Source organism: Actinomyces sp. HMSC075C01 (assembly GCF_001812965.1).
GTDB lineage: Bacteria > Actinomycetota > Actinomycetes > Actinomycetales > Actinomycetaceae > Actinomyces > Actinomyces acetigenes.
In genome coordinates this window covers 15,970-42,433 of the sequence record NZ_KV810986.1, presented here as the reverse complement: position 1 = coordinate 42,433, position 26,464 = coordinate 15,970, and the positions used below count along the sequence as shown (strand labels likewise).

At 69.5% G+C, this 26,464-nt stretch carries 18 protein-coding genes; 9 read left to right on the top strand and 9 right to left on the bottom strand.

Annotation, left to right across the window (positions count from 1 at the left end; all coding sequences use genetic code 11):
• Positions 1-75: 75 nt before the first annotated feature.
• Positions 76-1,929: an amino acid ABC transporter ATP-binding/permease protein gene (locus HMPREF2883_RS05525; RefSeq protein ID WP_070659522.1), complete on the bottom strand. Its 1,854-nt coding sequence runs from the start codon at positions 1,927-1,929 to the stop codon at positions 76-78.
• Positions 1,926-3,737 carry an ABC transporter ATP-binding protein/permease gene (locus HMPREF2883_RS05520; RefSeq protein ID WP_070659519.1) on the bottom strand — a complete coding sequence of 604 codons (1,812 nt, stop codon included), beginning with the start codon at positions 3,735-3,737 and terminating at the stop codon, positions 1,926-1,928. The genes HMPREF2883_RS05525 and HMPREF2883_RS05520 overlap by 4 nt, the downstream gene beginning before the upstream one ends.
• Positions 3,738-3,991: 254 nt before the next feature.
• On the opposite strand from HMPREF2883_RS05520, the gene HMPREF2883_RS05515 reads away from it, so the two are divergent.
• The 5 genes from HMPREF2883_RS05515 to HMPREF2883_RS05495 all read left to right on the top strand — a co-directional run bounded on the left by HMPREF2883_RS05515 (position 3,992) and on the right by HMPREF2883_RS05495 (position 9,015).
• Positions 3,992-4,978 carry a malate dehydrogenase gene (locus tag HMPREF2883_RS05515; RefSeq protein ID WP_070659517.1) on the top strand — a complete coding sequence of 329 codons (987 nt, stop codon included), beginning with the start codon at positions 3,992-3,994 and terminating at the stop codon, positions 4,976-4,978.
• Between the two features lie 387 nt (positions 4,979-5,365).
• Positions 5,366-6,685 (top strand): ABC transporter substrate-binding protein, encoded by a 1,320-nt coding sequence (locus HMPREF2883_RS05510; RefSeq protein WP_070659515.1) that lies wholly within the window; start codon positions 5,366-5,368, stop codon positions 6,683-6,685.
• Between the two features lie 144 nt (positions 6,686-6,829).
• A complete protein-coding gene (locus tag HMPREF2883_RS05505) occupies positions 6,830-7,759 on the top strand; it encodes a carbohydrate ABC transporter permease (RefSeq protein WP_070659513.1) in 930 nt (309 codons plus the stop codon).
• A gap of 6 nt (positions 7,760-7,765) precedes the next feature.
• Positions 7,766-8,620: a carbohydrate ABC transporter permease gene (locus tag HMPREF2883_RS05500; RefSeq protein ID WP_070659511.1), complete on the top strand. Its 855-nt coding sequence runs from the start codon at positions 7,766-7,768 to the stop codon at positions 8,618-8,620.
• Between the two features lie 104 nt (positions 8,621-8,724).
• A complete protein-coding gene (locus HMPREF2883_RS05495) occupies positions 8,725-9,015 on the top strand; it encodes a hypothetical protein (protein WP_070659509.1) in 291 nt (96 codons plus the stop codon).
• Positions 9,016-9,058: 43 nt separating this feature from the next.
• Here the strand turns inward: HMPREF2883_RS05495 and HMPREF2883_RS05490 are convergent, their stop codons facing one another.
• Both HMPREF2883_RS05490 and HMPREF2883_RS05485 read right to left on the bottom strand, forming a co-directional pair.
• Positions 9,059-9,550 (bottom strand): hypothetical protein, encoded by a 492-nt coding sequence (locus tag HMPREF2883_RS05490; RefSeq protein ID WP_070659507.1) that lies wholly within the window; start codon positions 9,548-9,550, stop codon positions 9,059-9,061.
• A 9-nt stretch (positions 9,551-9,559) separates the two neighbouring features.
• A complete protein-coding gene (locus tag HMPREF2883_RS05485) occupies positions 9,560-11,188 on the bottom strand; it encodes a DivIVA domain-containing protein (RefSeq protein ID WP_070659505.1) in 1,629 nt (542 codons plus the stop codon).
• A gap of 151 nt (positions 11,189-11,339) precedes the next feature.
• Between HMPREF2883_RS05485 and HMPREF2883_RS15070 the strand changes: the two genes are divergently transcribed.
• The 4 genes from HMPREF2883_RS15070 (at position 11,340) to HMPREF2883_RS05465 (ending at position 15,581) form a co-directional block, all read left to right on the top strand.
• On the top strand, positions 11,340-11,510 hold the full coding sequence (locus HMPREF2883_RS15070; RefSeq protein WP_176747151.1) for a hypothetical protein: 171 nt from the start codon (positions 11,340-11,342) through the stop codon (positions 11,508-11,510).
• A gap of 140 nt (positions 11,511-11,650) precedes the next feature.
• Positions 11,651-13,426: a hypothetical protein gene (locus HMPREF2883_RS05475; RefSeq protein WP_070659501.1), complete on the top strand. Its 1,776-nt coding sequence runs from the start codon at positions 11,651-11,653 to the stop codon at positions 13,424-13,426.
• Positions 13,423-14,472, top strand: a complete 1,050-nt coding sequence (locus HMPREF2883_RS05470; RefSeq protein ID WP_070659499.1) for a DUF8094 domain-containing protein — start codon at positions 13,423-13,425, stop codon at positions 14,470-14,472. The genes HMPREF2883_RS05475 and HMPREF2883_RS05470 overlap by 4 nt, the downstream gene beginning before the upstream one ends.
• A gap of 167 nt (positions 14,473-14,639) precedes the next feature.
• On the top strand, positions 14,640-15,581 hold the full coding sequence (locus HMPREF2883_RS05465) for a tetratricopeptide repeat protein (RefSeq protein ID WP_070659497.1): 942 nt from the start codon (positions 14,640-14,642) through the stop codon (positions 15,579-15,581).
• Positions 15,582-15,684: 103 nt separating this feature from the next.
• On the opposite strand, the gene HMPREF2883_RS05460 is transcribed toward HMPREF2883_RS05465, so the two are convergent.
• From HMPREF2883_RS05460 to HMPREF2883_RS05440, 5 genes are all read right to left on the bottom strand, one after another.
• On the bottom strand, positions 15,685-18,051 hold the full coding sequence (locus HMPREF2883_RS05460) for a glycogen/starch/alpha-glucan phosphorylase (RefSeq protein ID WP_070659495.1): 2,367 nt from the start codon (positions 18,049-18,051) through the stop codon (positions 15,685-15,687).
• A gap of 274 nt (positions 18,052-18,325) precedes the next feature.
• Positions 18,326-20,560, bottom strand: coding sequence for a 1,4-alpha-glucan branching protein GlgB (glgB, locus tag HMPREF2883_RS05455; RefSeq protein ID WP_070659493.1), 2,235 nt, complete (start codon positions 20,558-20,560; stop codon positions 18,326-18,328).
• Positions 20,561-20,648: 88 nt separating this feature from the next.
• Positions 20,649-22,256 (bottom strand): phosphotransferase, encoded by a 1,608-nt coding sequence (locus tag HMPREF2883_RS05450; RefSeq protein WP_070659491.1) that lies wholly within the window; start codon positions 22,254-22,256, stop codon positions 20,649-20,651.
• A complete protein-coding gene (treS, locus tag HMPREF2883_RS05445) occupies positions 22,256-24,178 on the bottom strand; it encodes a maltose alpha-D-glucosyltransferase (protein ID WP_070659577.1) in 1,923 nt (640 codons plus the stop codon). The genes HMPREF2883_RS05450 and treS overlap by 1 nt, the downstream gene beginning before the upstream one ends.
• Positions 24,179-24,204: 26 nt before the next feature.
• The gene (locus tag HMPREF2883_RS05440) at positions 24,205-26,364 is read right to left on the bottom strand and encodes an alpha-1,4-glucan--maltose-1-phosphate maltosyltransferase (protein ID WP_275531656.1); all 2,160 of its coding nucleotides are present in this window, start codon (positions 26,362-26,364) and stop codon (positions 24,205-24,207) included.
• Positions 26,365-26,464: the final 100 nt, after the last annotated feature.

Below are 26,464 nucleotides of genomic sequence, written 5' to 3'. Positions count from 1 at the left end.
CGGGCGCCGGGAGTCAATCGACTCCCGGCGCCCGACCAGTGTCTCAGCCTGAATCCGCCTGCGCCCGCCGCTGTCTCAACGACGGCCGATCAGTGTGCGCAGCGCTCCGGGCTCGGTCAGGAGCTTGGCCGGCGGCCCCGTCTGCACGATCGCCCCCGCGTCCATGACGACGACGTGGTCGGCCTGCTCGGACCACTGCAGGCGGTGAGTGATCTCAATGATCGTCGCCTGCGGAAGATAGGTGCGCACCCCGATGCGCACCCGCTCATCCAGGTCAGGATCCAGGTGCGAGGTGAACTCATCGAGAATGAGCACCCCGGGACGGGCCAGGAGCGCGCGGGCCAGTGCCAGGCGCTGGCGCTGGCCCCCGGACAGGGACTGGCCGCGCTCGCCCACAAGGGTGTCGTAACCGTCCTCGAGGGCCTCGATGTCCTCATCGATGCAGGCCGCTCGGCACGCCCGGCGCACCTGGGCGTCTGTGGCCGACGGTGCCGCCAGGCGCACATTGTCCGCAATGGTGGCCCGCATGAGGTGGATCCGCTGATCCACCAGACCGATCTCCTGGTAGAGGCTGACGGCACGCAGGTCGCTCACGTCCTGGCCGTCGATGAGGATGCGGCCCGAGTCCGGCTCATCGAAGCGCACCGCCAGCTGGGCCAGTGTGGACTTCCCCGCTCCGGAGGCCCCCACGATGCAGGTCCACCGTCCGGCCCTGGCCCTGACACTGGCGCCGCGGACGGCCTGAGTGGCGGTGTTGGGGTAGGAGTAGGTGACGTCCTGCCACAGGACCTCGTGGGAGATGCCGGCGGTCAGCTCCTCATCGCCGTCGCGCACCTCCACGGGTGCGTTGACGACCTCCCACACTCTCTCAGCCGAGGCGAAGGAGGCATTGAGGGCGCCCGAGAGCTCCTCGACGCCGCGCACTGTCTCGGACAGCCGCAGCACCGCAGCGGCCGCCGCAGCCAGGAGGGGGACGCCTGCGCCCGCGCCGGTCGTGGGCTGCGTCGCACCCACGGCGACGACGGCGATCGGCGCGCTCAGACTCGCCAGCTGGTTGAGGCCTCGGCGTACGGAGGCCCACTGCCCGGTTGGCCGTGCGGCACCGGCGATCTCGGCGTCGATCCTGGCCATCTCATCAAGACGCTCCTGGCTGCGCCCGTACCCGACGACCTCGCTCATGCCCTGAACGGTGTCGGTCACGTGCTGGGTGAGATCCGCTCGTGCCGCCGAGACCGAGCGGGAGGCATCCACCGAGGTGGCGAACCCCAGGCGGGGCACGATGAGCAGCTGGAGCACCACGAAGGGGAGCGCTGCCAGGGCCACTAGCCAGGACACCTTGAGACCGATAACCGTGAGTACCGTGATCGGCGCGACGACGGCGCAGACCGCCGGAGCGAAGGTGTGGGCGAAGAAGACCTCGATCCGGTCCACGTCCTTGGTGGCCCGCGACAGCAGGTCGCCCGAGCGCGACGTCGCGCTGACCCTGGGGGAGCGGGGGATGAGCGAGCGGAAGATCTGGCCGCGCAGCAGCTCGAGGGCCTTGAAGGCCACCAGGTGCCCCAGGAACTGCTCGGCGTAGCGCAGGGCCGCCTTGAGCAGGGACAGCCCCGCCATGACGGCCAGGACCGGCCAGATGGCCGGCACCGGTGCGTCAGTCGCCATCGCCAGACCCGTACGGGCCACGGCGTAGGCGCCCAAGGAGAACAGGGCCACGCCGCACAGCATGTCAGTGATACGGCACAGGGTGGAGCCCAGCAGTGGTGAGAGGACCGGGCGGGTGACCTGGAGCAGCCAGCGCACCAGCATCGCCCGGGAGACAGGCACCTGCGTGGAGGCATCGGCCCGGCCGGTCCCGCTGCGCTGCCCCGAGTCGCCGGCTGCCTTTGAGTGGGGCGCCGAGGACCGTCTCGACTGGATCGATCGGATCATGCCCGCTCCTCCTGGTGATCGCCGTCGGTGGCCTCGGGGGAGGACCCGTCGGCCCCGGTGGCTTCCTGAGCGGGCGCCGCGCCGGCGGATCTGGGCGTCCCGGCTCCATCCACCTCTCGGACCATCCCGCCCTCGACCCTCACCGTCCGGTCCGCTGCGGTCAGCGCCCCGACGCGGTGGGAGATGGTGACGACGGTGCGGCCCTGGGCCAGCTGCTCAAGGGACTCCACGATGGCCGCCTCGCTGGCCAGGTCCACCTGGCTGGTGGGCTCGTCCAGGAGCAGCACGGGGCGGTCGGCCAGGAAGGCGCGGGCCAGGGACAGGCGCTGGGCCTGACCGCCCGACAGCCCCAGACCGGCCTCGCCAACCTGCGTCTCCAGCCCGTCGGGCATGAGCGCCACCTCCTTGTCCAGGCGGGCCACCTCCAGGGCCTGCCACAACTGCGACGGCGTCGCGTAGGGCTGGGCCAGACGCAGGTTGTCGGCGATCGTCCCAGTGAACAGCCACGTCGTCTGCGCCACCAGCGCGGAGGCCGAGCGCACCTCGTCCTGCGTGGCGGCACTCAGCTCGGTGCCCTCGACGCACACGGACCCGCCACTGGGCAGCAGATCGCCGGCGAGCACCGCCATGAGCGTCGACTTGCCCGCCCCCGAGGGGCCGACCACCGCCAGGCTCTCGCCGCGGCGCACGCTCAGATTGACGCCCTCCAGCACCGGGTCGGCGTCCCAGGCGGCCTCGACGTCGTCGAGCACGATGGAGGACTGAGCGGCCGTCGGGGTGGAGACCGTGGCCCCGGGACGAGCGGTCGAGCGAGGCAGGGGGCGCGACAGGATCCTGCCGATGGCGCGCTGGTTGGCCATCCCGCCCATGCCCACGTAGAAGAAGGCGCCCACGTGGTCCAGCGGCTCAAGGAGCACGTAGGAGGTCAGGACGATCGCCAAGGCGTCACCGACATCGATCACGCCGGTGGACAGTCGCAGCAGGGCCAGACCAGCGGCCACGGTGATGAGGAAGAGCGAGAACAGGCCGTCGGTGAGCAGGATGACGAGCTGGTTGCCCGCCAGCAGCCCCATGACTGCGCGGCGGTTCGACTCCCCCTCCAGGCGCAGGCGTGCACTGGTGCGCTCCGCGGCCCGGGCCAGGGTGAGGGTCCGCAGACCCTGGATCGCGTCGAGGTACTCGGCGGCCAGACTCATCCGCGCCTGTCGGGACTCCGACGACGAGGCCCGCAGCCGCGAGTGGCACCAGGCGATGAAGACCGGCACCACGATGACGGCCGCTGCCAGGACCAGAGCGGGAACGACGTCGACGACGACGGCCAGCTCGACGAGCACCAGCAGGGGCGCCGCTGCGGCAGCCAGCGTGGGGGCCAGGAAGGTCTGGCGGTAGAGGGCCACGCGCTCGGCGCCGTCGGTCAGCAGGGAGGCGGTCGCGCCGCTGCGGACGTCGGCGGCGCGCGCCGGCCCCAGCCCCAGCAGATGAGCCAGGGTGAGTCGGCGCAGGTGCGCCTCCTCGGTGAGCGCACTGAAACGGGCGACCCGCTGGGCCAGCAGCTGGCAGGTGGCGCTCACGGCGGCCGCGGCCAGGGCCTGAGCGAGCAGGCCCGCCGCAGGCAAGGAGCTCAGCAGGGCGCCCAGGGCGCGTCCGGTGGAGATGAGGCACCACCCGGCTCCCAGGGCGCCCAGGAGCGTCAGGCCGAAGGAGAGGGCGCCTGCGCGACGCCCGGCCGGTGAGGAGACCGTCGGGCGGGGCGCGGAGCCGCGGCGCAGTGGCGCGAGGATGGGCGCGGGGGATCGGCGTGAGCTCATCACGGTCCTGGAAACGAGAAATGGGCTGGGGGAGGCCTCCAGCGTATCGACCAGGACGGGATGTTGTCAGGGGTGGTGAGTATCTCCTCGGGATGATGGGCTACCAGGAGGAATCCCACCTCCATGACCCCAGGCAGTGGTGAGAGTCACGAAATACGGTGGATCGGTGTGTTCACCTGCGCGAACGTCATAGCGTTGTCCTGCCGGGCTGCCGCCTGCGGCCCGCGACGACACACGTCTCGAAGGAGTCCTCGATGGCAAACGCTCCCGTCAACATCACCATCACCGGTGCCGCTGGCAACATCGGCTATGCCCTGCTGTTCCGCATCGCCTCCGGTGCCCTGCTCGGCCCGGACCAGCGCGTCAACCTCCGCCTGCTGGAGATCCCGCCGGCCGTCAAGGCCGCTGAGGGAACCGCGATGGAGCTGTTCGACTCCGCCTTCCCGACCCTGGGCAGCGTCGACATCTTCGATGACCCCAAGGCCGCCTTCGAGGGCGCCAACATCGCCTTCCTCGTCGGCTCCATGCCCCGCAAGGCCGGTATGGAGCGCGCCGACCTGCTCTCCGCCAACGGCGGCATCTTCGGCCCTCAGGGCGAGGCCCTCAACGCTGGTGCCGCCGAGGACATCAAGGTGCTCGTCGTGGGCAACCCCGCCAACACCAACGCTCTCATCGCGGCCTCGCACGCCCCCGACATCCCCCCCTCGCGCTTCACGGCCATGACCCGCCTGGACCACAACCGCGCCCTGGCTCAGCTGGCCACCAGGGCTGGTTGCCACGTCACTGACATCGACAAGGTCACCGTCTGGGGCAACCACTCCTCCACCCAGTACCCCGACCTGACCCAGGCCACCGTCAAAGGCGCCCCCATCACCGACATCCTGGCCGACCGGGCCTGGGTCGAGAACGACTTCATCCCGACCGTCGCCAAGCGCGGCGCCGCCATCATCGACGCGCGCGGTGCCTCCTCGGCCGCCTCGGCCGCCTCGGCCGCCATCGACCACGTGCACGACTGGGTGCTGGGCACCTCCGGGTCCTGGACCTCCTCCTCGGTCATGTCCGACGGCTCCTACGGCGTTCCCGAGGGCATCATCTCCTCCTTCCCCTGCACCTCGGAGAACGGTGAGTGGAAGATCGTCCAGGGTCTCGAGATCGACGACTTCTCCCGCGCCAAGATCGACGCCTCGGCGGCCGAGCTCGTCGAGGAGAAGAGCACGGTGGCCTCCATGGGGCTCATCTGAGTCCCTCCAGCCCTCCGGATCGGCGCCCGGGCTCGCCCTGACGGCCCGCTCGATCCCGACCCGTTCCTGGTACGGACCACCCTGGGGCGCGGGGGGACCGTGAGTCCTTGTTCCGCTTCTGCCCTATGGTCCTCGCCGCTCACCTGAGCGGCGAGGACTTTTTTCACGTCTGTAGCGGATGGGGTGGGGAATGAATCTCCGTCATTGCTGGTATAGACCTGTAGCTCACGACCAGTACAATGATTGTTTACGCACTATGTGTTTGAGTTTCGCTCAGTTTAGGTCTACTCTCCTGGGGAGTTCAGATGACTAGACAACATCTGAGCTCCCAGCCCGCGGCAACGGTGCCGTGGTCATGAGACACCGTCGTTTCTAAGGAGCAGTCCCATGCGTCCCACCCACTACCTCTCCCGCCGCGCCGTGCTGGCAGGGCTGGGAACCACTGCAGTCGCCGCCACCCTGGCCGCCTGCGCGACCTCCGGCAGCTCCGGCTCGAAGTCCGGTGGAGCCGCCGGTGAAGGGGACGCCAGCCAGGTCGACGTCGTCACCTGGTGGTCGGCCGGCTCGGAGAAGCTCGGCCTGGACGCCCTGATCAAGGTCTTCAACCAGCAGTTCCCCAAGACGAAGTTCGAGAACAAGGCCGTCTCCGGCGGCGCCGGCAGCCAGGCCAAGCAGAAGCTCGCCGCGGACCTGGCCGCCAAGAACCCGCCGGACACCTACCAGGCCCACGCCGGCGCCGAGATCAAGGACCACATCGAGGCCGGCTACCTGCTGGACGTCTCCAGCCTCTACGAGGAGTTCAAGCTCAACGAGGCCTTCCCGGCCACCCTCATGGACCGCCTCAAGGACTCCGACGGCAAGATCTACTCCGTGCCCTCCAACATCCACCGGGCCAACGTCGTGTGGGCCTCGGTGCCCGCGCTCAAGGCCGCCGGGCTCGACCCGACCAAGCCCGCCACCACCATCGACGCCTGGATCGCCGACATGGAGAAGGTCAAGGCCGCCGGCCTGACGCCCATCACCATGGGCATGGCCTGGACCCAGCTCGAGCTGCTCGAGACCATCCTCATCGCCGACCTGGGCGTGGACGCCTACAACGGGCTCTTCGCAGGCAAGACCGACTGGGGCGGTGCCGAGGTTACCAAGGCGCTGGGGCACTACAAGACCATCGTGGGCTTCACCGACTCCTCCCTCTACACCGAGGACTGGGAGCCCGCCATGAAGCCCATCATGGACGGCAAGGCCGCCTTCAACGTCATGGGAGACTGGGCCGTGGCCGGCTTCGACGCCGCCGGCAAGAAGGCCGGCCAGGACTACGTCTACTTCCCGGTCCCGGGCACCGACGGCGTCTTCGACTTCCTGGCCGACTCCTTCACCCTGCCCGACGGCGCCAAGCACCCAGGCGGTGCCAAGAACTGGCTCAACGCCATCTCCTCCAAGGACGGCCAGATCGCCTTCAACACGGTCAAGGGCTCCATCCCGGCCCGTACCGACCTCACCGACGAGGAGAAGGCCAAGTTCTCGGACTACCAGCGCTCGGCCATGGAGTCCTTCGCCAAGGACAAGATCGTCTCCTCCATCGCTCACGGCGCGGCCCTGCCGTCGAAGGCCACCAACGCGATGAACGACGCCCTGACCAAGTTCGCCCAGGGCGCCTCGGACGTCACCGCCCTGCAGGCCGACCTCAAGGCGGCCGCCGCCTCCTGACCGGTTCCCCGGGGACGGGGGCGGGCCGTGCGCCCGCTCCGGTCCGCCCCCGTCCCCGGGGCCACCCTCCCGCCGATCACCCAGCCGGCGCTCATCACCACGACAGGCGGAACCCTTCCGTCACTTACGCATCAGGAGAACCTTGTGAGCACCAAGAGCGCCCCCGTGCGGCGCCGTCGGGCGAGCTGGAGGCAGTGGGGCCCGGGCCTCCTGCTCATCTCGCCCTCGATCATCCTCGTCGGCGTCTTCGTCTACGGGATGATCGGCATCAACATCAACACCTCCCTGCTGGACATGCACACCGCCGGCCAGGTCTCCGGACGCAGGGGGACCACCGTCGTCGGGCTGAGCAACTTCACGACCCTGTTCGGCAACCCGGACTTCCGCCACTCCTTCATCAACCTCATCCTGTTCACCGTCACCTTCCTGGCCGGCACCCTCGTGGTCGGCTTCCTGTGGGCCTGGCTCCTGGACCGCCCCATCAAGGGGGAGGGGATCTTCCGCTCCATCTTCCTGTTCCCCATGGCCGTGTCCTTCGTGGCCTCGGGCGTGGTGTGGCGGTGGCTGCTGAACTCCGCGCAGGGGGAGAGCGCCTCCGGGCTCAACCGCCTGTTCGAGATGACCGGCCTGCGGTTCCTGGAGAACTCATGGACCCAGAACACCACCTGGGGGATCCTGGCCATCGCGCTGCCGGCCGTGTGGCAGCTGGCCGGATACGTCATGGCGCTCTTCCTGGCCGGCTTCCGTGGCATTCCCGACGACCTGCGTGAGGCCGCCCGGGTCGACGGCGCCAGCGAGTGGCAGCTCTACAAGTCGATCATCTTCCCCCAGCTGACCCCGATCGCCCTGAGCGCCGTCATCATCATCGGACACATGTCCCTGAAGTCCTTCGACCTCATCATGTCGATCACGGACCAGCGCACCTACTCCACCAAGGTCCCGGCCATCGACATGTTCAACTTCATGACCGACAACGACTACTCCAACGCCGCCGCCGTCGGCACGATCCTGCTGGTCCTGGTCGCCGTCGCCGTCATCCCCTACCTCATCCACGACGCCAGGGGCAGGAGGTGAGCGACCATGACACAGGCACTCACGACGCGCAGTGCGCACCGCCCCGGCTGGGGCCAGACCGTCCGCTTCATCCTGCTGCTGGCCTCGGTGGTCCTCGTCCTCATCCCGGTCTACGTCCTGCTGGTGACCTCCTTCAAGGGATCCGCCGACGCCGATCCCTCGCGCACCTGGTACCTGCCCGAGGTCTGGGTCACCAAGAACTGGTCCAATGCCTGGAACCAGCTCAGTGGCGGGCTGCTGCGCTCCCTGGCGCTGGTCATCCCCTCCTCGATCATCTCCGCGATGCTGGGCAGCGCCAACGGCTTCGTCCTGTCCAAGTGGCGCTTCCCCGGGGCCAACGTGGTCTTCACCCTCATCCTGTTCGGCATGTTCATCCCCTACCAGGCGGTCATGATCCCGCTCATGCGCCTGGTGACCAGCGCCGACCTGGGCTTCGGGATCCACACGCTGATCCTCATGCATGTCGTCTACGGCATCCCGATCACGACGCTCATCTTCCGCAACTACTACGAGACCATTCCCCACGAGCTCATTGAGGCCGCCCGGGTCGACGGGGCCGGCATGCTGCGCACCTACGTCTCGGTGGTCCTGCCGATCTCGGTGCCCAGCTTCGTCGTCGTCCTCATCTGGCAGTTCACCTCCGCCTGGAACGACTTCCTGTTCGCCCTGTTCTTCGGTGGTGGGGCGCAGTCCGGGCCGGTGACGCTGGCGCTGAACAACCTGGCCCACGGCTCGATCCTGGCCGACTACGGGGCCTCCATGTCCGGGGCGCTCATCGCCTCGGTGCCGACCCTGGCGGTCTACATCCTGCTGGGCAAGTACTTCGTCGGCGGCCTCATGGCCGGATCCGTCAAGGGCTGAGGCCGGCCCGGACCGCTCGCCCCGCGTCCTACGCTGCCGCCTGCTCTCGCATCCGGCTGCCGCCCCGGCTTGGGGACGGCAGCCGGATGTGATGTGATCGGGGCATGGCACGTCGCAGATCCAAGCGCCCCTACGGGCAGGGGCACATCCCCTTGAGCATGGACCGTCTCGCCTCCGTGCCGCGCACCCAGACCGGCCCCGGCGGCGCCGACTTCACCGTGCGCCACCTGCGTGGCGGGGACAAGTCCTACACCTGTCCCGGCTGCCACCGCGTCATCCCGGCCGGCACCGCGCACGTGGTGGCTTGGAGCAATGAGTCCCTCTTCGGAGCCGACCGCGGACTGGAGGAGCGGCGTCACTGGCACACCTCATGCTGGGAGCGGCGCCTCTGGTAGAGCCCGACGCCGGCGGGAGACAGCGGGGCAACGGGGCTGAGAGTCACACGAGCGGTTCTTCGCAGCGCTCCTCCCAGCCCGGAAGCAGGCGGTCCAGCGCGAAGCGCAGCGGCACGATGTCCCCGTCGCGTCCGCCCTCGCCGATGGTCATCGGCACCGGTTGGCTCTCGGGCCTGACCCCGCGCAGGCGCTGCCCCAGGTTCAGCGGCATCGACAGGACGTAGTAGCTCCCCTGCGTGTCGATGCCGACCGTCTCGTCGGCCCTCAGGTACCAGCCGCGCAACGGGGTTCGGGCGCTACCGCCCCCGTAGCCGCGCACCCGCAGAGGAATGTCCTCAAGGCCCTCCTTGCGGGCGACGGTGAGAAAGAGCCCCACGATGCGGGCGGCCCGGGCGTGCTCGGCATCCTGACGCTCCTGGAGCATGCGGGCCCGCTGCGCGGCCGCACGACGACGCGACGCCGCCCAGTCGCAGTCACCAGAACCGCTAGAGCTGGTGGACTCGGTCTCGGACCGGGCGGCGTCGTCGGCTGTCATGTCAGCGTCTCAGCGGCGTCCTTTGCCCTGACGGGGGTGGCGGTTGGCAGAGTTGCCGGAGTTACCGGAGCCGTTGGAGCTCTTCCCCGGGGCCGGGACGTGCTCGATGCGAGCGGGGCCGCCCTTCTGGGCGTTCTTCGGGGCCGGCTGCTGGCCACTGCCTGAGGCCGCAGCGGCCTTGTTCGCGGCCGGCGCGGGGGCCGCCGAGGTGGCCGACGGCGCGGAGGAGGCGCTGCCCGAGGCGGCGGAGCGCGGGCTGCCGGCACTGCCGGACGCTGCCGGCTCTGCCGACTCCGCCGACTCCGTGGAGGGCGGCTCTGGAGCCGGAGCCGGACTCGACTCCTGAGGCAGGGCTGCGACGTGGTCGGAGAAGGTGGGGGCCTGGGGCAGTGCGCCTCCCAGGACGCCGCGCATCTCGGTGAGGTAGGCGGCGACCGAGTCGCGCTGGCGCTCAAGCTCCTGGAGCTGGCGGGCGGCCACCTGGGCGGTGACGTCGGCGTCCGCACGGGCGTCGCTGATGATCTGCTCGGCCTCGATGCGGGCCTGTGCCAGAGTCTCTTCGGCCTGGGTGACGGCCTCCTCCTGGCGCTTGCGGGCCTCGGCGTCGGTGCGCGCGCGGACCTCCTCGGCCCGGGACAACGCCTCCTGCAGACGCTCCTCGGCCTCCTGGGCCTGGATCTGGGCCTGCTCCTGCATCTCACGGATGCGCTCGCGCGTGGCCTCGTGGGCGTCGGAGTCCTCCTGGGCGGCCTGCTCGTGGGCCGCTGCGATCTCCAGGGTGGCCTGCTGACGCAGCTCGGTGGCCTCCGCGCGGGCCGCGGCCGCCTCGTCGGTGGCCGAGCGACGCAGTGTCTCCGACTCGTTGCGCGCCGAGGTGAGGATCTCCTCGGCCTCGCGCTTGGCCTTGCCAACGGTCAGCTCGGCCTCCTGCTTGGCTGCGGAGAGGATTTCCTCGGCCTTCGCCGTGGAGGTCTTGTGCAGCTCGTCGGCCTCGGCCGCGGCCGCCTCGCGGTTGGCGGTGGCGTCGCGCTCGGAGGTGATGGCGATCTCGGCGGCCTGCTTGCGGGCCTGGGACAGGACCAGTGCGGCCTCGCGCTCCGCGCTGGCTCGCATCTCGGTGACGGCCGCCTCGGATTCGGCGGAGATCTGGGCGGCCTTGCGCGAGGCAGAGGAGACCAGCTCCTGGGCGCGGGCCTCGGCGTTGGCCAGAGCGGTCGAGGCCTCCCCTTGGGAGCGGGAGCGCAGCTCGCTGGCCTCTCGGCGGGCATCAGCGAGCAGGGTCGCCGCCTCCGAGGCGCTGCGCTCGGAGAGGTTCTTGGCGTTGGTCCGGGTCCGGGTCAACAGGGCGTCGGCCTCGGCGTTGGCCTTGGACAGGACGGAGGCGCTCTGCTCCTCGGCGCTGCGCAGCAGCTGCTCGATCCGTGAGCCCAGGCCGGCGTAGGTCGGCTTGTCGGACTCCCGCAGCCGGCGCTGAGCATCGGCCAGCTCGCCGGCCAGCGTCATAGCGCGCTGGTCAAGACTGGCCACCTCGCGACGCGCGTCGGCCAGCTGGCGTGAGAGCTGCTCCAGCTTCCGGTCGACCTGAGCGCGGTCGTAACCGCGCATCGTGATGGCAAACTCGCTGTATTCCTCAGCCACGTCGGGTTCCTCCTCCTGGCGAGCCGGGGACGCTCACCACCAGGGCAAGCCTAACGATTGGGTGTGATCAGGGCGGTAATCACAAAAGAGTGACCATACTCACAGAAAGCTGGTGGTGGTTCGGTTCCCGACCGAGCAGGAGGAGTCGCGGATGGATGCACTGGTGGACTGCTCGGGCGTGTCCGATCTCGTGCGCGCGTTTCTTCGCGCGTTACCCCGTTTCCGCTTCGAGACCGCAGCGCCGCTCGACGGTGCGGCGAGGCCCTTTCTGCTGGCGGAATTCCGGGAGATATCGCTTCGCTCAGCGCGTGTCTGGCTGTGATCTTGCGCCGAGGTCGGTGCGGTCGCGGGGTCCGTCATGCGATTCTGGTCCTAGGCGGGCGCACGGTGAGCGCTCGCAGCGATACCCGGCTCCGCAGCCGGCCGTCGTCCAACCGTCCGCGAGCATAGGAGATCCGCGTCGTGAGTCGACGTATCTTGAGCGTGGTAGTGACCGTCCTCGGGCTGGTCCTCGTCGCCCTGGCCGTTTGCTCGGCCACCATCTGGAAACCCGGCTCCAAGGTCGAGGCGAAGTTCGCCTCCGGCCCTTCTCAGCCCTACGTCATCACAGCCCCCGGGGTTCTCAGTGGTGCGGACTCTGACGTCACCGTGACGGCGAGCTCCTCCGACGGCAAGGACGTCCACCTCTTCGTGGCCAGGGCGGCCGACCTCGACGCCTGGATGAGTCCCGACGCCGACAACGCGCTGCCCTACACGGTGGTCACCAGTATCGACGCCGATGCCGGAACCCTGTCCTCCAGGGACGAGACCCAGTACTGCCCGCCGGCCAATGCCACTCCCGCTCCTTCCGTGGCGGCCTCCTCTCAGCCCTCAGCCTCCGCGCAGGCCGGCGGCTCGCAGTGCTCGGCGCGCAAGGCCAAGGGCGTGACCGCCTCGGGCTCCGACATCTGGCTGGGGGAGAAGACCGGCGGCTCGTCAGTCACCTTCAACACTGGCAAGGACGCCGACCGCGCCATGCTGCCGCGCAAGAGCGTTGACGAGCAGGTCGTCGTCATGGCCATGACCGACGGCAAGGCCCCGGCTCCCGGCCTGACCATCAGCTGGAAGCGCCAGGTGGAGACGCCCTGGTACTTCTACGGGGGACTGGTCCTGGGCAGCCTCTTCGTGCTCGTGGGGGCCTTCCTGTTCTTCATCGACCTCCAGCTGCGCCGCACCAATGTCGATCGGCGCACCCGTTCGGCCGAGCGGGCGGCCCGCATCGCCAACGCCGACTCGGTCTCCACCCAGGGCATCCCCCAGGTGGACGATCCCGACCGACGGCTGACCCGCCGAGAGCTGCGGAACAAGGAGCGCGCCGAGGCCTCGGGCGAGCCCTGGACCGACCCGCGCACCGGGCGCGTCTACCTCGACGGCGTCGAGACGTTCTCCGCCCCCTCGGCAGCTGAGGCCCTCCCCACCGATGGCTACGACGACGGCCCCTCAACCGGGCTCAGTGCCGGCTCCGGCAGCGGGTTCGGTGACGGAGCCGCGGCCTCCTACGGTGAGAGCCACGGCGAGCAGGGCGACCACGCGGTTGCCGGCCTTGCCCGAGGCGCGTCCGTCGTCCCAGGTCTTGATGAGACAGCCACCCGGCAGTACCGGGCCGCCCGGGAGCCGGAGGGCCTCCAGGACGGCGAGGCGCTGGCCATCACCTCGGATGCTGCCAACACCTCCGACTCGTCGGCTCACTCCAACCCCCCGGCTCTCAGAGACGGCGTCGGCACCGGTGTCGGTGCCGGTCACATGGCCGTGGGCGCGGACCAGGTGGCCGGCCAGGGCGCCGACGCCCCGGACCACTCCCGCTTCGCACCGCCGGAGCACCACACCAGCCACGTGGCGGGCGGTGACGATGCACAGTCCTTCGAGACCGACACCGCCGAGTTCCAGGACGCGGCCTCCTCGGCCCCGTCGCAGGATCCCGGCCTCCAGGCGCCGACCGGATTCGCCCAGCCGGAGGTGAGTGACGCGTCGCTGAGCTGGAGTGAGCAGGAGGTCGAGCCGGCGCGCGGCCCCGCCTTCTCCCCGAGCGGCTTCTTCGGGGACTCCTCTGCGACGTCGACCACCGTGTCGTGGCCCTCCTACTCCGACGGCGTCGAGCTGCCTCCGCAGGCCGACCCCTCCGTCATCCAGGCCGTTGACGCCGAGCCCCTCAGTGAGCCAGACCCCACCGCGGACCCCGACAACCAGGAGCGCGCATGATGTCCACCCGTCGAGCCTTTCTGAGCGCAGGCGGTGCCTCCGCCATCGCCCTGAGCCTGGCCGCCTGCTCGCGGTCTCAGCCCAAGACCGCCCAGACCGTGGCCTCCGGTACGCCGATCGCCGAGCCCGTCCTCAACGACAAGCAGCTCGCCGAGATCCTCCAGCGCGTCCAGACCGGCCTGGCGGCGGCGGACAAGGAGAAGAACGCGGACAAGCTCAAGGAGGTCATGTCCGGTCCGGCGGCGCGGATCCGTGCCGCCGAGTACGCCACCGCCTCCGCCAGCGGGAACGACTCCTTCATCCACGCCATGACCACGAAGATCCAGGGAGGGGGAGTGGGGCAGACCGTCGGTTTCCCCCGTAACGCCGCGGTCGCCTCGGAGGGCGACAAGAGCGTCTCGATCATCTCCCTGGAGCAGGGCTCGGCCCGGGACCAGTTCAAGGTGTGGGCCTGGGTGCAGGGTTTCGCCGTGCAGGCGAGCATTCCCGTGCTGACTAAGCAGTCGGCCCAGCACGCCAAGCAGGTGACGGCCGAGTCCACCGGGCTGGTCGCCACCCCCAAGGCGGTTCTCGACTCCTACGTCGATGCGCTCAACCACCCCGACGGTGAGAACGGCAAGGCCTTCCCCGACGACAACCTGCGTCAGAAGGTCCAGGCCGCCCGAAGCACCGATCTCAAGTCCCTGGGCGAGGTCACCGTGACGGCGGTTCCCGGTCAGGACGGGTTCCAGGGCCTGCAGCTGGAGGAGGGGGACGGTGGGGCGCTGGTCTTCACCACCCTGACCTTCACGGTAGTCTACAAGCGCACCGTTGACGGCTCCGACCTCACCTTGCAGGGTGACGTCGCCGCTCACATGGGTGGCAACCAGAAGATCCTCGGCACCGTGACCGCCACCTACGACTCCATGGTGGCCTTCTCCATCCCCAAGAAGGGAAGCAGCGAGAAGGTGACCGTTCTGGGCGCCGAGACGGCGCTCATGAAGGTGGAGCGGGACGACTCCAAGACGCCGGCCCCCACGGCTTCGGCGTCGGCCAAGCCGTCCTGACCGCCTCCGGTCCCCGGCCCGGCTCCGTGACTGTTCGGAGTCGGGCCGCAGGCGCGCCCAGACCGGTGAGCAGTGTGAGGCCTGCCAACCGCGCCGGCGCCCACGGACACTGAAAGACCCAGACCAATGAAGCAACCGGGCTGCGGCCCGAGGAAGGTAGAGCTGCCATGAGCATGTTCGGCGCCGTCGACCTGTCCAGTTTCGCCCCCGCCACCAAGCCGGCCGGCTCTACCGGCGCCACCCCGAGCCCCACCGCCGGGGATCGCCCCTCAGGAGCCTCCGGGTTGCCGGTGCCGCTCGTGGTCGACGTCGATGCCTCCAGCCTGCGCGAGGCCGCCGAGGTCTCGACCCGGGTTCCCGTCGTCATCATCCTGCACACTCCGCGCAGCCAGGCCAGTACCGACCTCGCCGCCGCGTTGGAGCAGCTCGCCGATCAGTACGCCGGCCGCTTCCAGCTGGCGCGCGTGAACGTGGATGCCGCCCCCGAAGTCGCTCAGGCCCTTCAGGCTCAGGCCGTCCCCACCGTCGTGGCCCTCATCGCGGGCCAGCCGGTGCCGATGTTCCAGGGGACGGTGCCCCAGGAGCAGCTGCGTTCGGTCATTGACCAGCTGCTGGAGGTTGCTGCCGCCAACGGTGTCAACGGCACCATCGCCGTTGATGGCGCGGCTGGCGGTGACCCCCAGGCCGAGCCCGAGGAGACCGAGGTCGAGCGGGCAGCCCGCGAGGCCATCGAGGCTGGGGACTTCGCCACCGCCGAGGAGGTCTACACCCACGCCATCGCCCAGAACCCCGGCGACGACGACCTCAAGGTGGCCCGCAACCAGGTGCGCCTCATGGCCCGCTTGGACGGCCAGGACCCCCACGAGCTCCTCGCAGCCGCCGACGCTGCGCCCACGGATCTGACCGCGGCCCTGGCCGGTGCCGACGCCGCCCTGGCCCTGGGGGATGTCAACGCCGCCCTCGGCCGGGCCCTGGAGGCCGTGCGCACCCACGTGGGGGAGGAGCGGGAGACGGCCCGGCTGCGACTGCTCGAGCTCTTCGAGATCATCGGCTCCACCTCCCCGGAGGTCGCCCAGGCCCGCCGCCGCCTGGCCACCATGCTCTACTGATCCTCGGCGGACCCTGCTGAGGACCTGGCAGCGCCCAGCGCATACGGAAAAAGGAGTGCCCCTCACCGGTCGTGGTGAGGGGCACTCGCTCATGCCGTGACGATCAGGCAATGGGCTCGGGGTCGATCTTCCAGACCTCGCGGGCGTAGTCGCTGATGGTGCGGTCGGAGGAGAATCGGCCCGAGCGGGTGATGTTCACCCAGGCCTTGCGCTGCCAGGCACGGGTGTCGGCGTAGTCGGCCGCCATGGCGTCCTTGGTCTCGCGGTAGGAGGCGAAGTCGCCCAGGACGTAGTAGACGTCGGCCGGCTCGTGGGAGGCCTCCAGCAGGCTGCGGCGCAGGTCGGCGAACCAGCCCGAGCCGTTGTCGTCCAGGGTGCCGTCGGTGAAGGCGTCCAGGACGCGCTTGAGACCGGGGACGTTCTCGTAGTGCCACACGGGGTCGTAGCTCTCACGCAGGGCGGGCAGCTCGTCCTCGGTGGCGCCGAAGATGTAGGCGTTGTCATCCCCGACGGCCTCCAGGATCTCCACGTTGGCGCCGTCGAGCGTGCCCAGGGTCAGGGCGCCGTTCATCATGAACTTCATGTTGGAGGTGCCCGAGGCCTCCTTGCCGGCCATCGAGATCTGCTCGGAGACGTCGGCGGCCGGGATGATGTGCTCGGCCGGGGAGACGTTGTAGTTGTGGACGAAGACGACCTTGATGGTCTGGGAGACCACGGGGTCGTTGTTGACCAGGTCGGCGATGGCGTTGATGAGCTTGATGACGCCCTTGGCCCGGATGTACCCGGGGGCCGCCTTCGCCCCGAAGATGAAGACCCGCTTGGGGACCTGCAGGCTCGGGTCCTGCTTCATGCGGAAGTAGAGGTCCAGGATGTAGATGGCGTTGAGCAGCTGGCGCTTGTACTCGTGGAGGCGCTTGATCTGGACGTCGAAGATCGCCTCCGGGTCGATCTCGATCCCCTCGCGCTGGGCGATCCACGCGGCGAAGTCCACCTTGTTGGCGTGCTTGATCTCCGCCAGGCGGTCGTAGACGGACTCGTCCACGGAATCGGTGTGCTCGGCCAGGACGGAGAGATCCTTGACCCAGGCGTCCGAGCCGGTGACCTCGTCCAGGAGCGCCGACAGGCGCGGGTTGCACTGGCGCAGCCAGCGGCGGGGGGTGACGCCGTTGGTCTTGTTGTTGAAGCGCTCGGGCCAGATGGCGTGCCACTCGCCCAGGGTCTCGCGCTTGATGATCTCGGTGTGCAGCGCGGCGACGCCGTTGATGGAGTACGAGGCGTAGCAGGCGATCCAGGCCATGCGCACCTTGTCCCCGCAGATGGGGGCCATGTAGTCGATGGTGTCCTGCTCCAGGCCACGCTCGGCCATCTCCATGCGGAAGCGGCGGTCGATCTCGCGAACGATCTCGGTGATGCGCGGGAAGAGACGGTCGAAGATGGAGATCTCCCAGGTCTCCAGGGCCTCTGCCAGCACCGTGTGGTTGGTGTAGGCGAAGGTCTTGGTGACCACCTCCCAGGCCTCCTCCCAACCCAGGTGGTGCTCGTCCAGGAGGATGCGCATCAGCTCAGGGATGGCGAGCACCGGGTGGGTGTCGTTGAGCTGGATGGCGTTGAAGTCGGCGAAGCCGGTCAGGTCCTCACCGTGATGGCTGACGTAGTTCTCGACGATTTGCTGCAGGGAGGCCGAGCAGAAGAAGTACTGCTGGCGAACCCGCAGGACCTTGCCCTCGTAGGTGGTGTCGTTGGGGTAGAGGACGCGGGAGATGTCCGAGGTGCGCTCGCGATCGACGATGGCCTCGGTGAAGCGCTGGGAGTTGAAGGCGTCGTAGTCGAACTCCTCGAGCGGCTCGGCCTTCCACAGGCGCAGGGTTCCCACGTTCTTGGTGCCGTAGCCGGTGATGGGCATGTCGTAGGGGATGGCGCGCACGGTCATGTCCCGGTAGTGCACCAGGCGCTGGGCCTCCTCGTGACGGATGACGAAGGGGTAGCCCTCCTCCATCCAGGGGTCGGGGTGCTCGGTCTGGAAGCCATCCTCGAAGAGCTGCTTGAACAGCCCGTAGCGGTAGAGGATGCCGAAGCCGTTGACCGGCAGGTCGAGGGTGGCGCAGGAGTCGAGGAAGCAGGCGGCCAGGCGTCCCAGCCCGCCGTTGCCCAGGGCTGCGTCGGGCTCCTGCTCCAGGACGTCGGAGAGGTTGACGCCGAAGGAACCGACGACCTCGCGCGCCTCGTCGACCATCCCCAGGTTGGAGAGGTTGTTGAGCAGGGCGCGGCCCATGAGGAACTCGGCGGAGAAGTAGTGCTCCTGGCGCCCGGCGCTGTACTTCTGCTCGGTGGCGTACCAGTCGTCCGCAATAGTGTCGACGACGGCGGCGGACAGGCCCTGCCAGACCTCCATGAGGGTGGCTGCGGTCTCGGGGCGACCGGATACGGCGCGCACCTGCGCGGGGGCGCTCGTGACCAGTTTCTGTGTCATTCTTCTTCCCTTGTCAGGCATCGTGGTCGCCGACTGCAAGAATTTTGCAGCGGACTGAAACATCGTACATCGACGGGGCCGGACCGACCGGAGCACGCAGAGTGACAGGGCACCGGAGGCCGCGCGCCTGTGCGAGACAGGGCCCAGACTACCGGCTCACAGGTGATGGCGGCGGGTCAAGTTCGAAGTTCTGAAGACGCGACGAGCAACAGGCCGCGGTGGGGTGGGAGGCGCGGGCCCCTCACCCCACCGCGGTGCGTGGTTTCGGCTCGGATCAGTCCTGAGCCGGACGCAGGAAGACCGCTCCCATCGGGGGGACCCGCAGGCTCACGGAGGCCGGGCGCCCGTTCCAGGGCAGGTCCTCGGCCTCGACACGGCCCAGGTTGCCCACGCCGGAGCCGCCGTAGTCCTCGGAGTCGGTGTTGAGGACCTCCTCCCAGTCCCCGGCGAAGGGCAGGCCCACCCGGTAGCCCTCGTGCGGGGTGCCGGCGAAGTTGATGATGCAGACCATCAGATCGGCCCGCCCGTCGGCGTCGGTCCCCTTGCGCAGGTAGGACAGGACGTTGTGGTCGCCGTCGCCGGCCTCGATCCACTCGAATCCTCGGTGGGAGAAGTCCTCCGACCACAGGGCCGGCGAGCTGAGGTAGAGGTGGTTGAGGTCGCTGACCAGAGCGAGCAGCCCCTGGTGGCCGGGGTCATCCAGGATCCACCAGTCCAGGGACGTATCCGCGTTCCACTCGGTTCCCTGGCCGAACTCCTGCCCCATGAACAGCAGCTGCTTGCCGGGGTGGGACCACTGGTAGGCGTACAGGGCGCGCAGGCCCGCCAGCTCCTGCCAGTGGTCGCCGGGCATCTTGGACAGCAGAGAGCCCTTGCCATGGACGACCTCATCGTGGCTCAGCGGCAGGATGAACTGCTCGGAGAAGGCGTACACGAGGGAGAAGGTCAGCTCGCCGTGGTGGTAGCGGCGGTTGACCGGGTCCTCTGCGAGGTAGCGCAGGGTGTCGTTCATCCAGCCCATGTTCCACTTCAGCCCGAAGCCCAGGCCGCCGTACTCGGTGGGGGCGGTGACGCCCGGCCACGCCGTGGACTCCTCAGCGGCCATGACGATGCCGGGGTTCTTGCGGTAGGCGGTGGCGGTGGCCTCCTGCAGGAAGCTGATGGCCTCCAGGTGCTCGCGGCCGCCGAACTGGTTGGGGTGCCACTGGCCGTCCTGGCGCGAGTAGTCCAGGTAGAGCATGGAGGCCACGGCGTCGACGCGCAGACCGTCGGCGTGGAACTCCTGGAGCCAGTACAGGGCGTTGGCGACCAGGAAGTTGCGCACCTCGTTGCGTCCGAAGTTGAACACGTAGGTGCCCCAGTCGGGGTGCTCGCCTCGCTGCGGGTCGGGGTCCTCGTACAGCGGGGTGCCGTCGAAACGGGCCAGGGCCCACTCGTCCTTGGGGAAGTGGGCGGGAACCCAGTCCAGGATGACGCCGATGCCGGCCTGGTGGAGCTGGTCCACCAGGTAGCGGAAGTCATCCGGGGTTCCGAAGCGCGAGGTGGGGGCGTAGTAGCTGGTGACCTGGTAGCCCCAGGAGCCGCCGAAGGGGTGCTCGGCCACCGGCAGGAACTCCACGTGGGTGAAGCCGGCCTCCTTGACGTAGGGGACCAGCTCCTCGGCCAGGCCGCGGAAGCCCAGCCCCTGGCGCCATGAGCCGATGTGGACCTCGTAGATGCTCATCGGTCCGCTGTGGGGGTCGGTGGCGGCGCGCTTGGCCATCCACTCCTGGTCCTCCCACTGGTGGAACTGGTCGGTGACTACCGAGGCGGTGGCCGGGGGGACCTCGGTGGCGCGGGCCATCGGGTCGGCCTTCTGGTGCCAGGAGCCGTCGGCGAAGCAGATCTCGAACTTGTAGCGCGCACCGACCCCGACGCCGGGCACGAACAGCTCCCACACCCCGGAGGATCCCAGGGAGCGCATGGCGGTGGCGGTGCCGTCCCAGTAGTTGAAGTCGCCGACGACGCGCACGGCGCGGGCGTTGGGGGCCCACACGGCGAAAGCGGTTCCCTCGATCTCGCCCATGGGGCCGTCGTAGTGCTTGATGTGGGCGCCCAGGACCTCCCACAGCTCCTCGTGTCGGCCCTCGGAGATGAGATAGATGTCCATCTCACCCAGAGTGGGCATGTAGCGGTAGGGGTCGTCGACGGTGGTGGTCTCGTCGCCGTAGGTGACTTTGATGCGGTAGTCGGGGACCTCCTGGCCGGGCAGGACCGCCACCCAGACGCCGTCCTGCTCATGGGTGGCGGGGTAGGCGCCGTCCTTGGTGACGACGACGACGTCGTCGGCCAGGTGGCGGACGGTGCGGATGGTGACTCCGTTCTCGCCGATGTGGGCGCCCAGGACCTCGTGCGGGTCGTGGTAGCGCGCGTAGGCGACGTCAGCCAGGATCCAGGGGTCCACGGGGACGGGGGTGAGGTCGACTGGGGCCTCGGAGCCGAGGTCCTTCTCAGGTGTGTTGGCGCTCATACAGCAACTCTTCCATGCGTTGGTGATTAACGGGTGCTTTTGGACGTCGAACCGATGGGGATGACGGGGATGGAGGATCGTCGCGTGCTCAGCCCTCCGTGTGCTTGGACAGGACCGACTCGATCCCCGCCATGGGGATGCCCAGCCAGTCGGGACGGTTGCGGGCCTCGTAGACGGCCTCGTAGAGGGCCTTGTCGAGCTCCAGGCAGGTCAGGACCGTCTGATACGAGGCCTCTGCCTGCTCCTCGGTGCTGGACACGGTCGGCGAGGGCTCCGGCGAGCCGGTCTCGTGGCGCCCCTGGCGGTAGCCCTCCTCGAAGGCGGTGCGCACGGCGGGGAGCCAGTCGGGGTGGGGGGCCTTGCCGACGGCGGCGGCGTAGTCGAAGGAGCGCAGCATGCCGGCCACGTCCCGAGCCGGCAGGTCGGGGTCGGAGCGCTGGGCCAGGGGGCGCAGGGGCTCGCCCTCGAAGTCCAGGACGTACCAGCGCTGCTGGCCGCCGATCTCGTGAAGCACCTGCCCCAGGTGGTAGTCGCCGTGGATGCGGGTGGCCGGCTCCAGGGCCTCGAGCGCCTCGAGCCGCTCCATGGTCTGCTCCACCTTGAGCTCCAGGGCCCGGATGTGCCCGGAGAGCTCGGGCACCTCCTCCAGCGCCCACCGGGCGCGCTTGCGCAGGGAGGCGGCGAGCTCGGTCGGCGTTGGCGGCCGGCTCGTGCCCAGGGAGGCGGCCAGGTGGTGGTGCATCTGCGCGGTCGTGCGTCCCAGATCCCGGGCCAGCTCCACGGCGCGGGCCCGCACCGGTCCGTCGACGTCGTCGGTGGAGGCCAGTGAGCAGAACAGCTCGAAGCCGTCGTCGGCGCGGGGCACGAAGCTGCAGGCCACGGCCGAGTCGGTGGACTCCTCCAGGGCGGGCTGGCCGCAGCCGCCCATGCGCGTCCAGGTCATGGTGGACCAGGCCACCGGCGTGGGCACCCGGTCCCAGCCGCTGCGGGCCAGGGCCACCGACAGCTCCACGTCGGGATTGCGCCCGTGCTCCAGGACCCGCAGGAGCTTGACGATGAGGTCACCGGTGGCGGCGTCCTGCTCCCCAAGAGCCTCGGCGGGGTCGGAAGGGGCCGGCAGGATGACGGAGGTGTTGGACTGCTCCCCGGTGGTCACCCGCAGCCTCGGCGCCCGCTGGGCGATGGCCAGGGCTCCGGCCTCGCTCAGGACGGTGCCCGCCTTCAGCGTGCTCAGGGCCCAGGCCCGCCAGAAGGCCGGGTGGTGGGCGCCGTCGACGAGCGCCACCTGCGTGGGTGACCCCTGAGAGCCGGTGGTCACCAGCAGGCCGTGGTTGCCGGGTGCCTCACCGGGGGTGGCGAAGGAGTCGAGCGCCTCGGCGGCCTCCAGGACCACCGGTACGTGCAGCAGCACCATCCCGTCGCGGTGACCGGTCTCGGCCTGGTTGCCCCGTAGGGCGGCGATGACGAGGTCTCGCACCCCCTCCTCCGGCTCCCAGGTTGCGATCACGCGCAGGGAGCCCAGGGGCGGTGCGGCGTCCCCCTTGAGCGGGAACCAGCGCCGTTGGAGCATCCACGGTCCCAGCGCAGCGAGGATCTCGGCATTGGTGGGCCAGGTCGACGGGGCCTGGGCGCTGCGCAGGGAGTGTGCCGGCACGGTGGCGGGCTGCGGTGCGGCGGAGATCGGTTCGTTTGGCATCAGACTTCCTCGGTCGGGTAGTACTCGTGGTCGCTCTGGGGGGCGTCGTCGGGCTCGGTCGGGTCAACGGACAGCCAGTAGTATCCGCGCGCGCCCAGCGTCAGGGTGAGGCGGCCGCGCTCGTCGACGGGCGGGAAGGCGCAGCCCCCGAACAGGTCCGTGGTGCCCCTGCCCGCCAGCTCGGGAACCTCGATCGTCACCGATCGGGGGGTGGCCGAGAGGTTGGCGACGCACAGGAGGGTCTCGCCCCCCTGCCCTGGCTCCTCGTCGCAGCGCGTGTGCGCCAGGACGGCGTCGTCGCTGGTGGAGCGCAGGAGGAAGCTCCCGCGACCCAGCACGGGGTGGGCGCGGCGCAGGTGCAGGATCCGTCGGGTGAAGTGCAGCAGCGAGTCGGGCCGGGCCATCTCAGTGGCCACCCTCAGGTGCGCGTACCCAGGGGCCTGGATGAGCGGAAGCGTCAGGGCGCCGGGGTCAACCACGGAGGAGAAACCCATGTTGGGGGAGTCGTCCCACTGCATGGGGGTGCGCACGGCGTCGCGGTCCTCCAGCCAGATGTTCTCACCCATGCCGATCTCGTCGCCGTAGTAGAGGCAGGGGCTGCCCGGCAGCGACAGGAGCAGGGCGTAGGCCAGCTCCACCTCGGCGCGCGAGGCGTCCAGGAGCGGGGCCAGGCGGCGCCGGATCCCGATGTTGGCGCGCATGCGCTCCTCGGGGGCGTACCAGGCGTACATCTGGTCGCGCTCGGCGTCGGTGACCATCTCCAGGGTCAGCTCGTCGTGGTTGCGCAGGAAGGTCCCCCACTGCCCGTGAGCGGGGATGTCGGGGGTCTTCTCCAGCACCCAGCGAATGGCCTCGGCCGAGCCCTGCCGCAGCGCGAAGAAGATGCGCGGCATGACCGGGAAGTGGAAGCACATGGTGCACTCGGGCACCTCCTCGGTGCCGAAGTACTCCACGACGTCCTCGGGCCACTGGTTGGCCTCGGCCAGCGTGATGGTCCCGGGGAACTCCCGGTCGAGCATCTCGCGGATCCCAGCGATGATCTCGTGGGTACCGGCCAGGTTCTCGCAGTTGGTGCCCTCCGACTCGATCAGGTAGGGGACGGCGTCGAGGCGGAAGCCGTCCACCCCGGTGCGCGCCCAGAAACGGATGACGTCGTGGATGGCCTCGATGACCGCCGGGTTGCGGTAGTTGAGGTCGGGCTGGTGGGAGAAGAAGCGGTGCCAGTAGAACTGGCCGCGCTCGACGTCGTAGGCCCAGTTGGACTCCTCGGTGTCCACGAAGATGATGCGGGCGTCGTCGTAGCCGGAGTCGTCGTCGGCCCACACGTAGAAGTCTCCGTAAGGACCCTCGGGGTCCGAGCGGGAGGCCTGGAACCAGGGGTGGGCGTCCGAGGTGTGGTTGACGACCATGTCGATGATGATGCGGATCCCACGCTGGTGGGCCTGGTGGACCAGCTCGCGGAAGTCCTCCATCGTCCCGTAGCGCGGGTCGATGGCCGTGTAGTCGGAGATATCGTAGCCTCCGTCGCGCCCGGGGGAGGGGTAAAAGGGCGGGATCCACACGCAGTCCACGCCCAGCCACGCCAAATAGTCCAGCCGGGAGATGAACCCGCGCAGGTCCCCGACGCCGTCGCCGTCGGAGTCGGCGAAGGAGCGCAGCAGCGCCTCGTAGAAGACCGCCGTGCGGAACCACTCGGGGTCCGGGCTCAGGCCGGGCCGGGCCTGAGCGGGCAGGACCGGTACGCCGGGGATCGGCGGTGCCACCGTCATCGGCATGGGGATCCCGCCGCTGGGGGTGGGCAGCGCCGCCATGGCCGCGGTTCCGGCAGCGGCCACGGGAGCCGCTACGGGGACACTCCCCGGCACGGGCTGGCCGAAAGGGCCGACCGGCACTGCGGCCTGCGGCTCGTTGCCAGCAGGCATCGGTCCGATGCTCATCGGGTCCGTGCTCACAACGGCTCCACGGAGAAGACGTGGGCGACCTGCCCGGCGAAGGGATCAAGGCGCACGTAGTTCTGCCCCGACCAGTCGTAGGTGTCTCCAGTGAGCTCGTCGGTCACTCTGACCACCGGGCGTGAGGCATCCACCCAGCCCGGCAGGCCCAGGGCCTCCAGGTTGAGGTAGACCTCGCCGGCGCGCGCCCCGTGCGGGTCGAGGTTGACCACCGTCAGGACGACGTCCTCCCTGCCCGTGGGGCTGTGGAAGGCATCCACCCGCTTGGAGTAGGCGAGGAGCTGGTCATCGCTGGTGGGGTGGAAGTAGATGTCCCGCAGCTGGCGCAGGGCCGGGTGGGAGGATCGGGCGGCATTGAGACGGGTGAGCAGCTCCTCGATCCCGTTGCGACGGGCGGTGGCGAAGTCGCGCGGCTTGTACTCGTACTTCTCGTTGTCGATCTGCTCCTCGTAGCCCGGGCGCGGCGTGGACTCGGCCAGCTCGTAGCCCGAGTAGATGCCCCAGGTCGGCGAGAGCGTGGCCGCCAGGACGGCGCGCAGCTTGAAGGCCGGCACCTTCCCGTTGGTCATGAAGGGCGTGAGGATGTCGTGCGTGGTGGGCCAGAAGGCTGGACGCAGCAGGTGGGCGGTGCCCTTGCTGAGCTCCATCATGTACTCGATGAGCTCTTGCTTGGTGTTACGCCAGGCGAAGTAGGTGTAGGACTGGTGGAAGCCGATCATGCCCAGGGTGCGCATCATGGCAGGACGGGTGAAGGCCTCGGCCAGGAACAGCACGTCGGGGGACTCAGCGTGGATCTCGGCGATGAGCCGCTGCCAGAAGGCCAGGGGCTTAGTGTGGGGGTTGTCCACCCGGAAGATCGTCACGCCGTGCGCGATCCAGGTGTGCACGACTCCCAGGATCGCCTGATAGATGCCCTCGGGGTCGTTGTCGAAGTTGAGCGGGTAGATGTCCTGGTACTTCTTGGGCGGGTTCTCGGCGTAGGCGATCGAGCCGTCGGCCAGAACCGTGAACCACTCCGGGTGCTCGGTCACCCACGGGTGGTCCGGGGAGCACTGGAGCGCCAGGTCCAGGGCCACCTCCATACCCAGCTCACGCGAGCGGGCCACCAGGGCGTCGAAGTCCTCGAAGGTGCCCAGGTCGGGGTGGATGGCGTCGTGGCCGCCGTCGGGGGAGCCGATGCCGTAGGGGGAACCGGGGTCACCGGGATGGGCCGTCAAGGTGTTGTTGCGACCCTTGCGGTTGGTCAGGCCGATGGGGGAGATGGGCGTGAGGTAGAGGACGTTGAAGCCCATGGCCGCGATGCGGTCCAGCCGCTCGGTCGCGCTGCGCAGCGTCCCCGAGTGCCAGGTGCCGTCCTCGTTGACCCCCGAGCCCAGCGAGCGTGGGAAGATTTCATACCAGGAGCCGATCAGGGCGCGCTCGCGGTCCACCTGGAGGGGGTACTCGGCGGAGGGGGAGACGTGGTCGCGCAGCGGCAGGCGCTCCAGGGCGGCCTTGACCGAGTCCGACATGCCCGCAGCCAGGCGGTCGGCCACGGGGTTGGAGGGGTCGCGCATGATCCATACGGCGTCGTTGAGGGCCTTGACGCCCTCCTCGTCACGTCCCTCGATGGCCACCGCCCGGTCCAGGACCCGGGCGCCCTCCTCCAGCATGAGCTCGACGTCGATCCCGGCGGGCACCTTGATGCCGGCGTCGTGACTCCAGGTGGCGTACGGGTCCGACCACCCCTCGACGCGCAAGCGCCAGTCCCCGGGGGCGTCGGGCGCCACGGAGGCCTCATAGCGGTCCAGTCCCGGGGCGATGTCGTGCATGCGGGCGCTCGGGCCGTCACTGCCGTCGGGACGCACCAGCACCGCGGTGGCGCCGTAGCAGTCGTGCCCCTCGCGGAAGACGGTGGCGCGGATCGGGATGACCTCACCGACGACGGCCTTGGCCGGCCAGCGCCCGTCCTCGACGACGGGAAAGACCTCCGTGACCGGGATCCGGCCGATCAGCGAGAACGGGGCCGGCTGTGGCGCCGCGGAGCTCGCGGACGGCACCGATGACGTGGTCTGCGTCCCGGTGCCCTGGGCGGGTGCATCGGTGGGAGCGGCAGAGGACTTGGAGGGACGGGTGGACTGCTTCTTGCCGGCCATCGGCGTCGTGTTCGGAGTCACAGGAACAAGACTACGGTGAGAAACGAGCTGAGTCACATGCCGGCTCGCAGGGCGCGGATCGGCCCGGTACGCGCGTCGCGAACCGGGCCGATCGGGTGGC

What these genes read in the sequence shown, in the direction of transcription:
- HMPREF2883_RS05520 (WP_070659519.1), bottom strand. Translation starts at nt 3,737, where the DNA reads ATGAGCTCACGCCGATCCCCCGCGCCCATCCTCGCGCCACTGCGCCGC.
- HMPREF2883_RS05470 (WP_070659499.1), top strand. Translation starts at nt 13,423, where the DNA reads ATGATGTCCACCCGTCGAGCCTTTCTGAGCGCAGGCGGTGCCTCCGCC.
- glgB (WP_070659493.1), bottom strand. Translation starts at nt 20,560, where the DNA reads ATGAGCGCCAACACACCTGAGAAGGACCTCGGCTCCGAGGCCCCAGTC.
- HMPREF2883_RS05515 (WP_070659517.1), top strand. Translation starts at nt 3,992, where the DNA reads ATGGCAAACGCTCCCGTCAACATCACCATCACCGGTGCCGCTGGCAAC.
- HMPREF2883_RS05495 (WP_070659509.1), top strand. Translation starts at nt 8,725, where the DNA reads ATGGCACGTCGCAGATCCAAGCGCCCCTACGGGCAGGGGCACATCCCC.
- HMPREF2883_RS05500 (WP_070659511.1), top strand. Translation starts at nt 7,766, where the DNA reads ATGACACAGGCACTCACGACGCGCAGTGCGCACCGCCCCGGCTGGGGC.
- HMPREF2883_RS15070 (WP_176747151.1), top strand. Translation starts at nt 11,340, where the DNA reads ATGGATGCACTGGTGGACTGCTCGGGCGTGTCCGATCTCGTGCGCGCG.
- HMPREF2883_RS05460 (WP_070659495.1), bottom strand. Translation starts at nt 18,051, where the DNA reads ATGACACAGAAACTGGTCACGAGCGCCCCCGCGCAGGTGCGCGCCGTA.
- HMPREF2883_RS05490 (WP_070659507.1), bottom strand. Translation starts at nt 9,550, where the DNA reads ATGACAGCCGACGACGCCGCCCGGTCCGAGACCGAGTCCACCAGCTCT.
- HMPREF2883_RS05465 (WP_070659497.1), top strand. Translation starts at nt 14,640, where the DNA reads ATGAGCATGTTCGGCGCCGTCGACCTGTCCAGTTTCGCCCCCGCCACC.
- HMPREF2883_RS05450 (WP_070659491.1), bottom strand. Translation starts at nt 22,256, where the DNA reads ATGCCAAACGAACCGATCTCCGCCGCACCGCAGCCCGCCACCGTGCCG.
- HMPREF2883_RS05525 (WP_070659522.1), bottom strand. Translation starts at nt 1,929, where the DNA reads ATGATCCGATCGATCCAGTCGAGACGGTCCTCGGCGCCCCACTCAAAG.
- treS (WP_070659577.1), bottom strand. Translation starts at nt 24,178, where the DNA reads ATGCCTGCTGGCAACGAGCCGCAGGCCGCAGTGCCGGTCGGCCCTTTC.
- HMPREF2883_RS05510 (WP_070659515.1), top strand. Translation starts at nt 5,366, where the DNA reads ATGCGTCCCACCCACTACCTCTCCCGCCGCGCCGTGCTGGCAGGGCTG.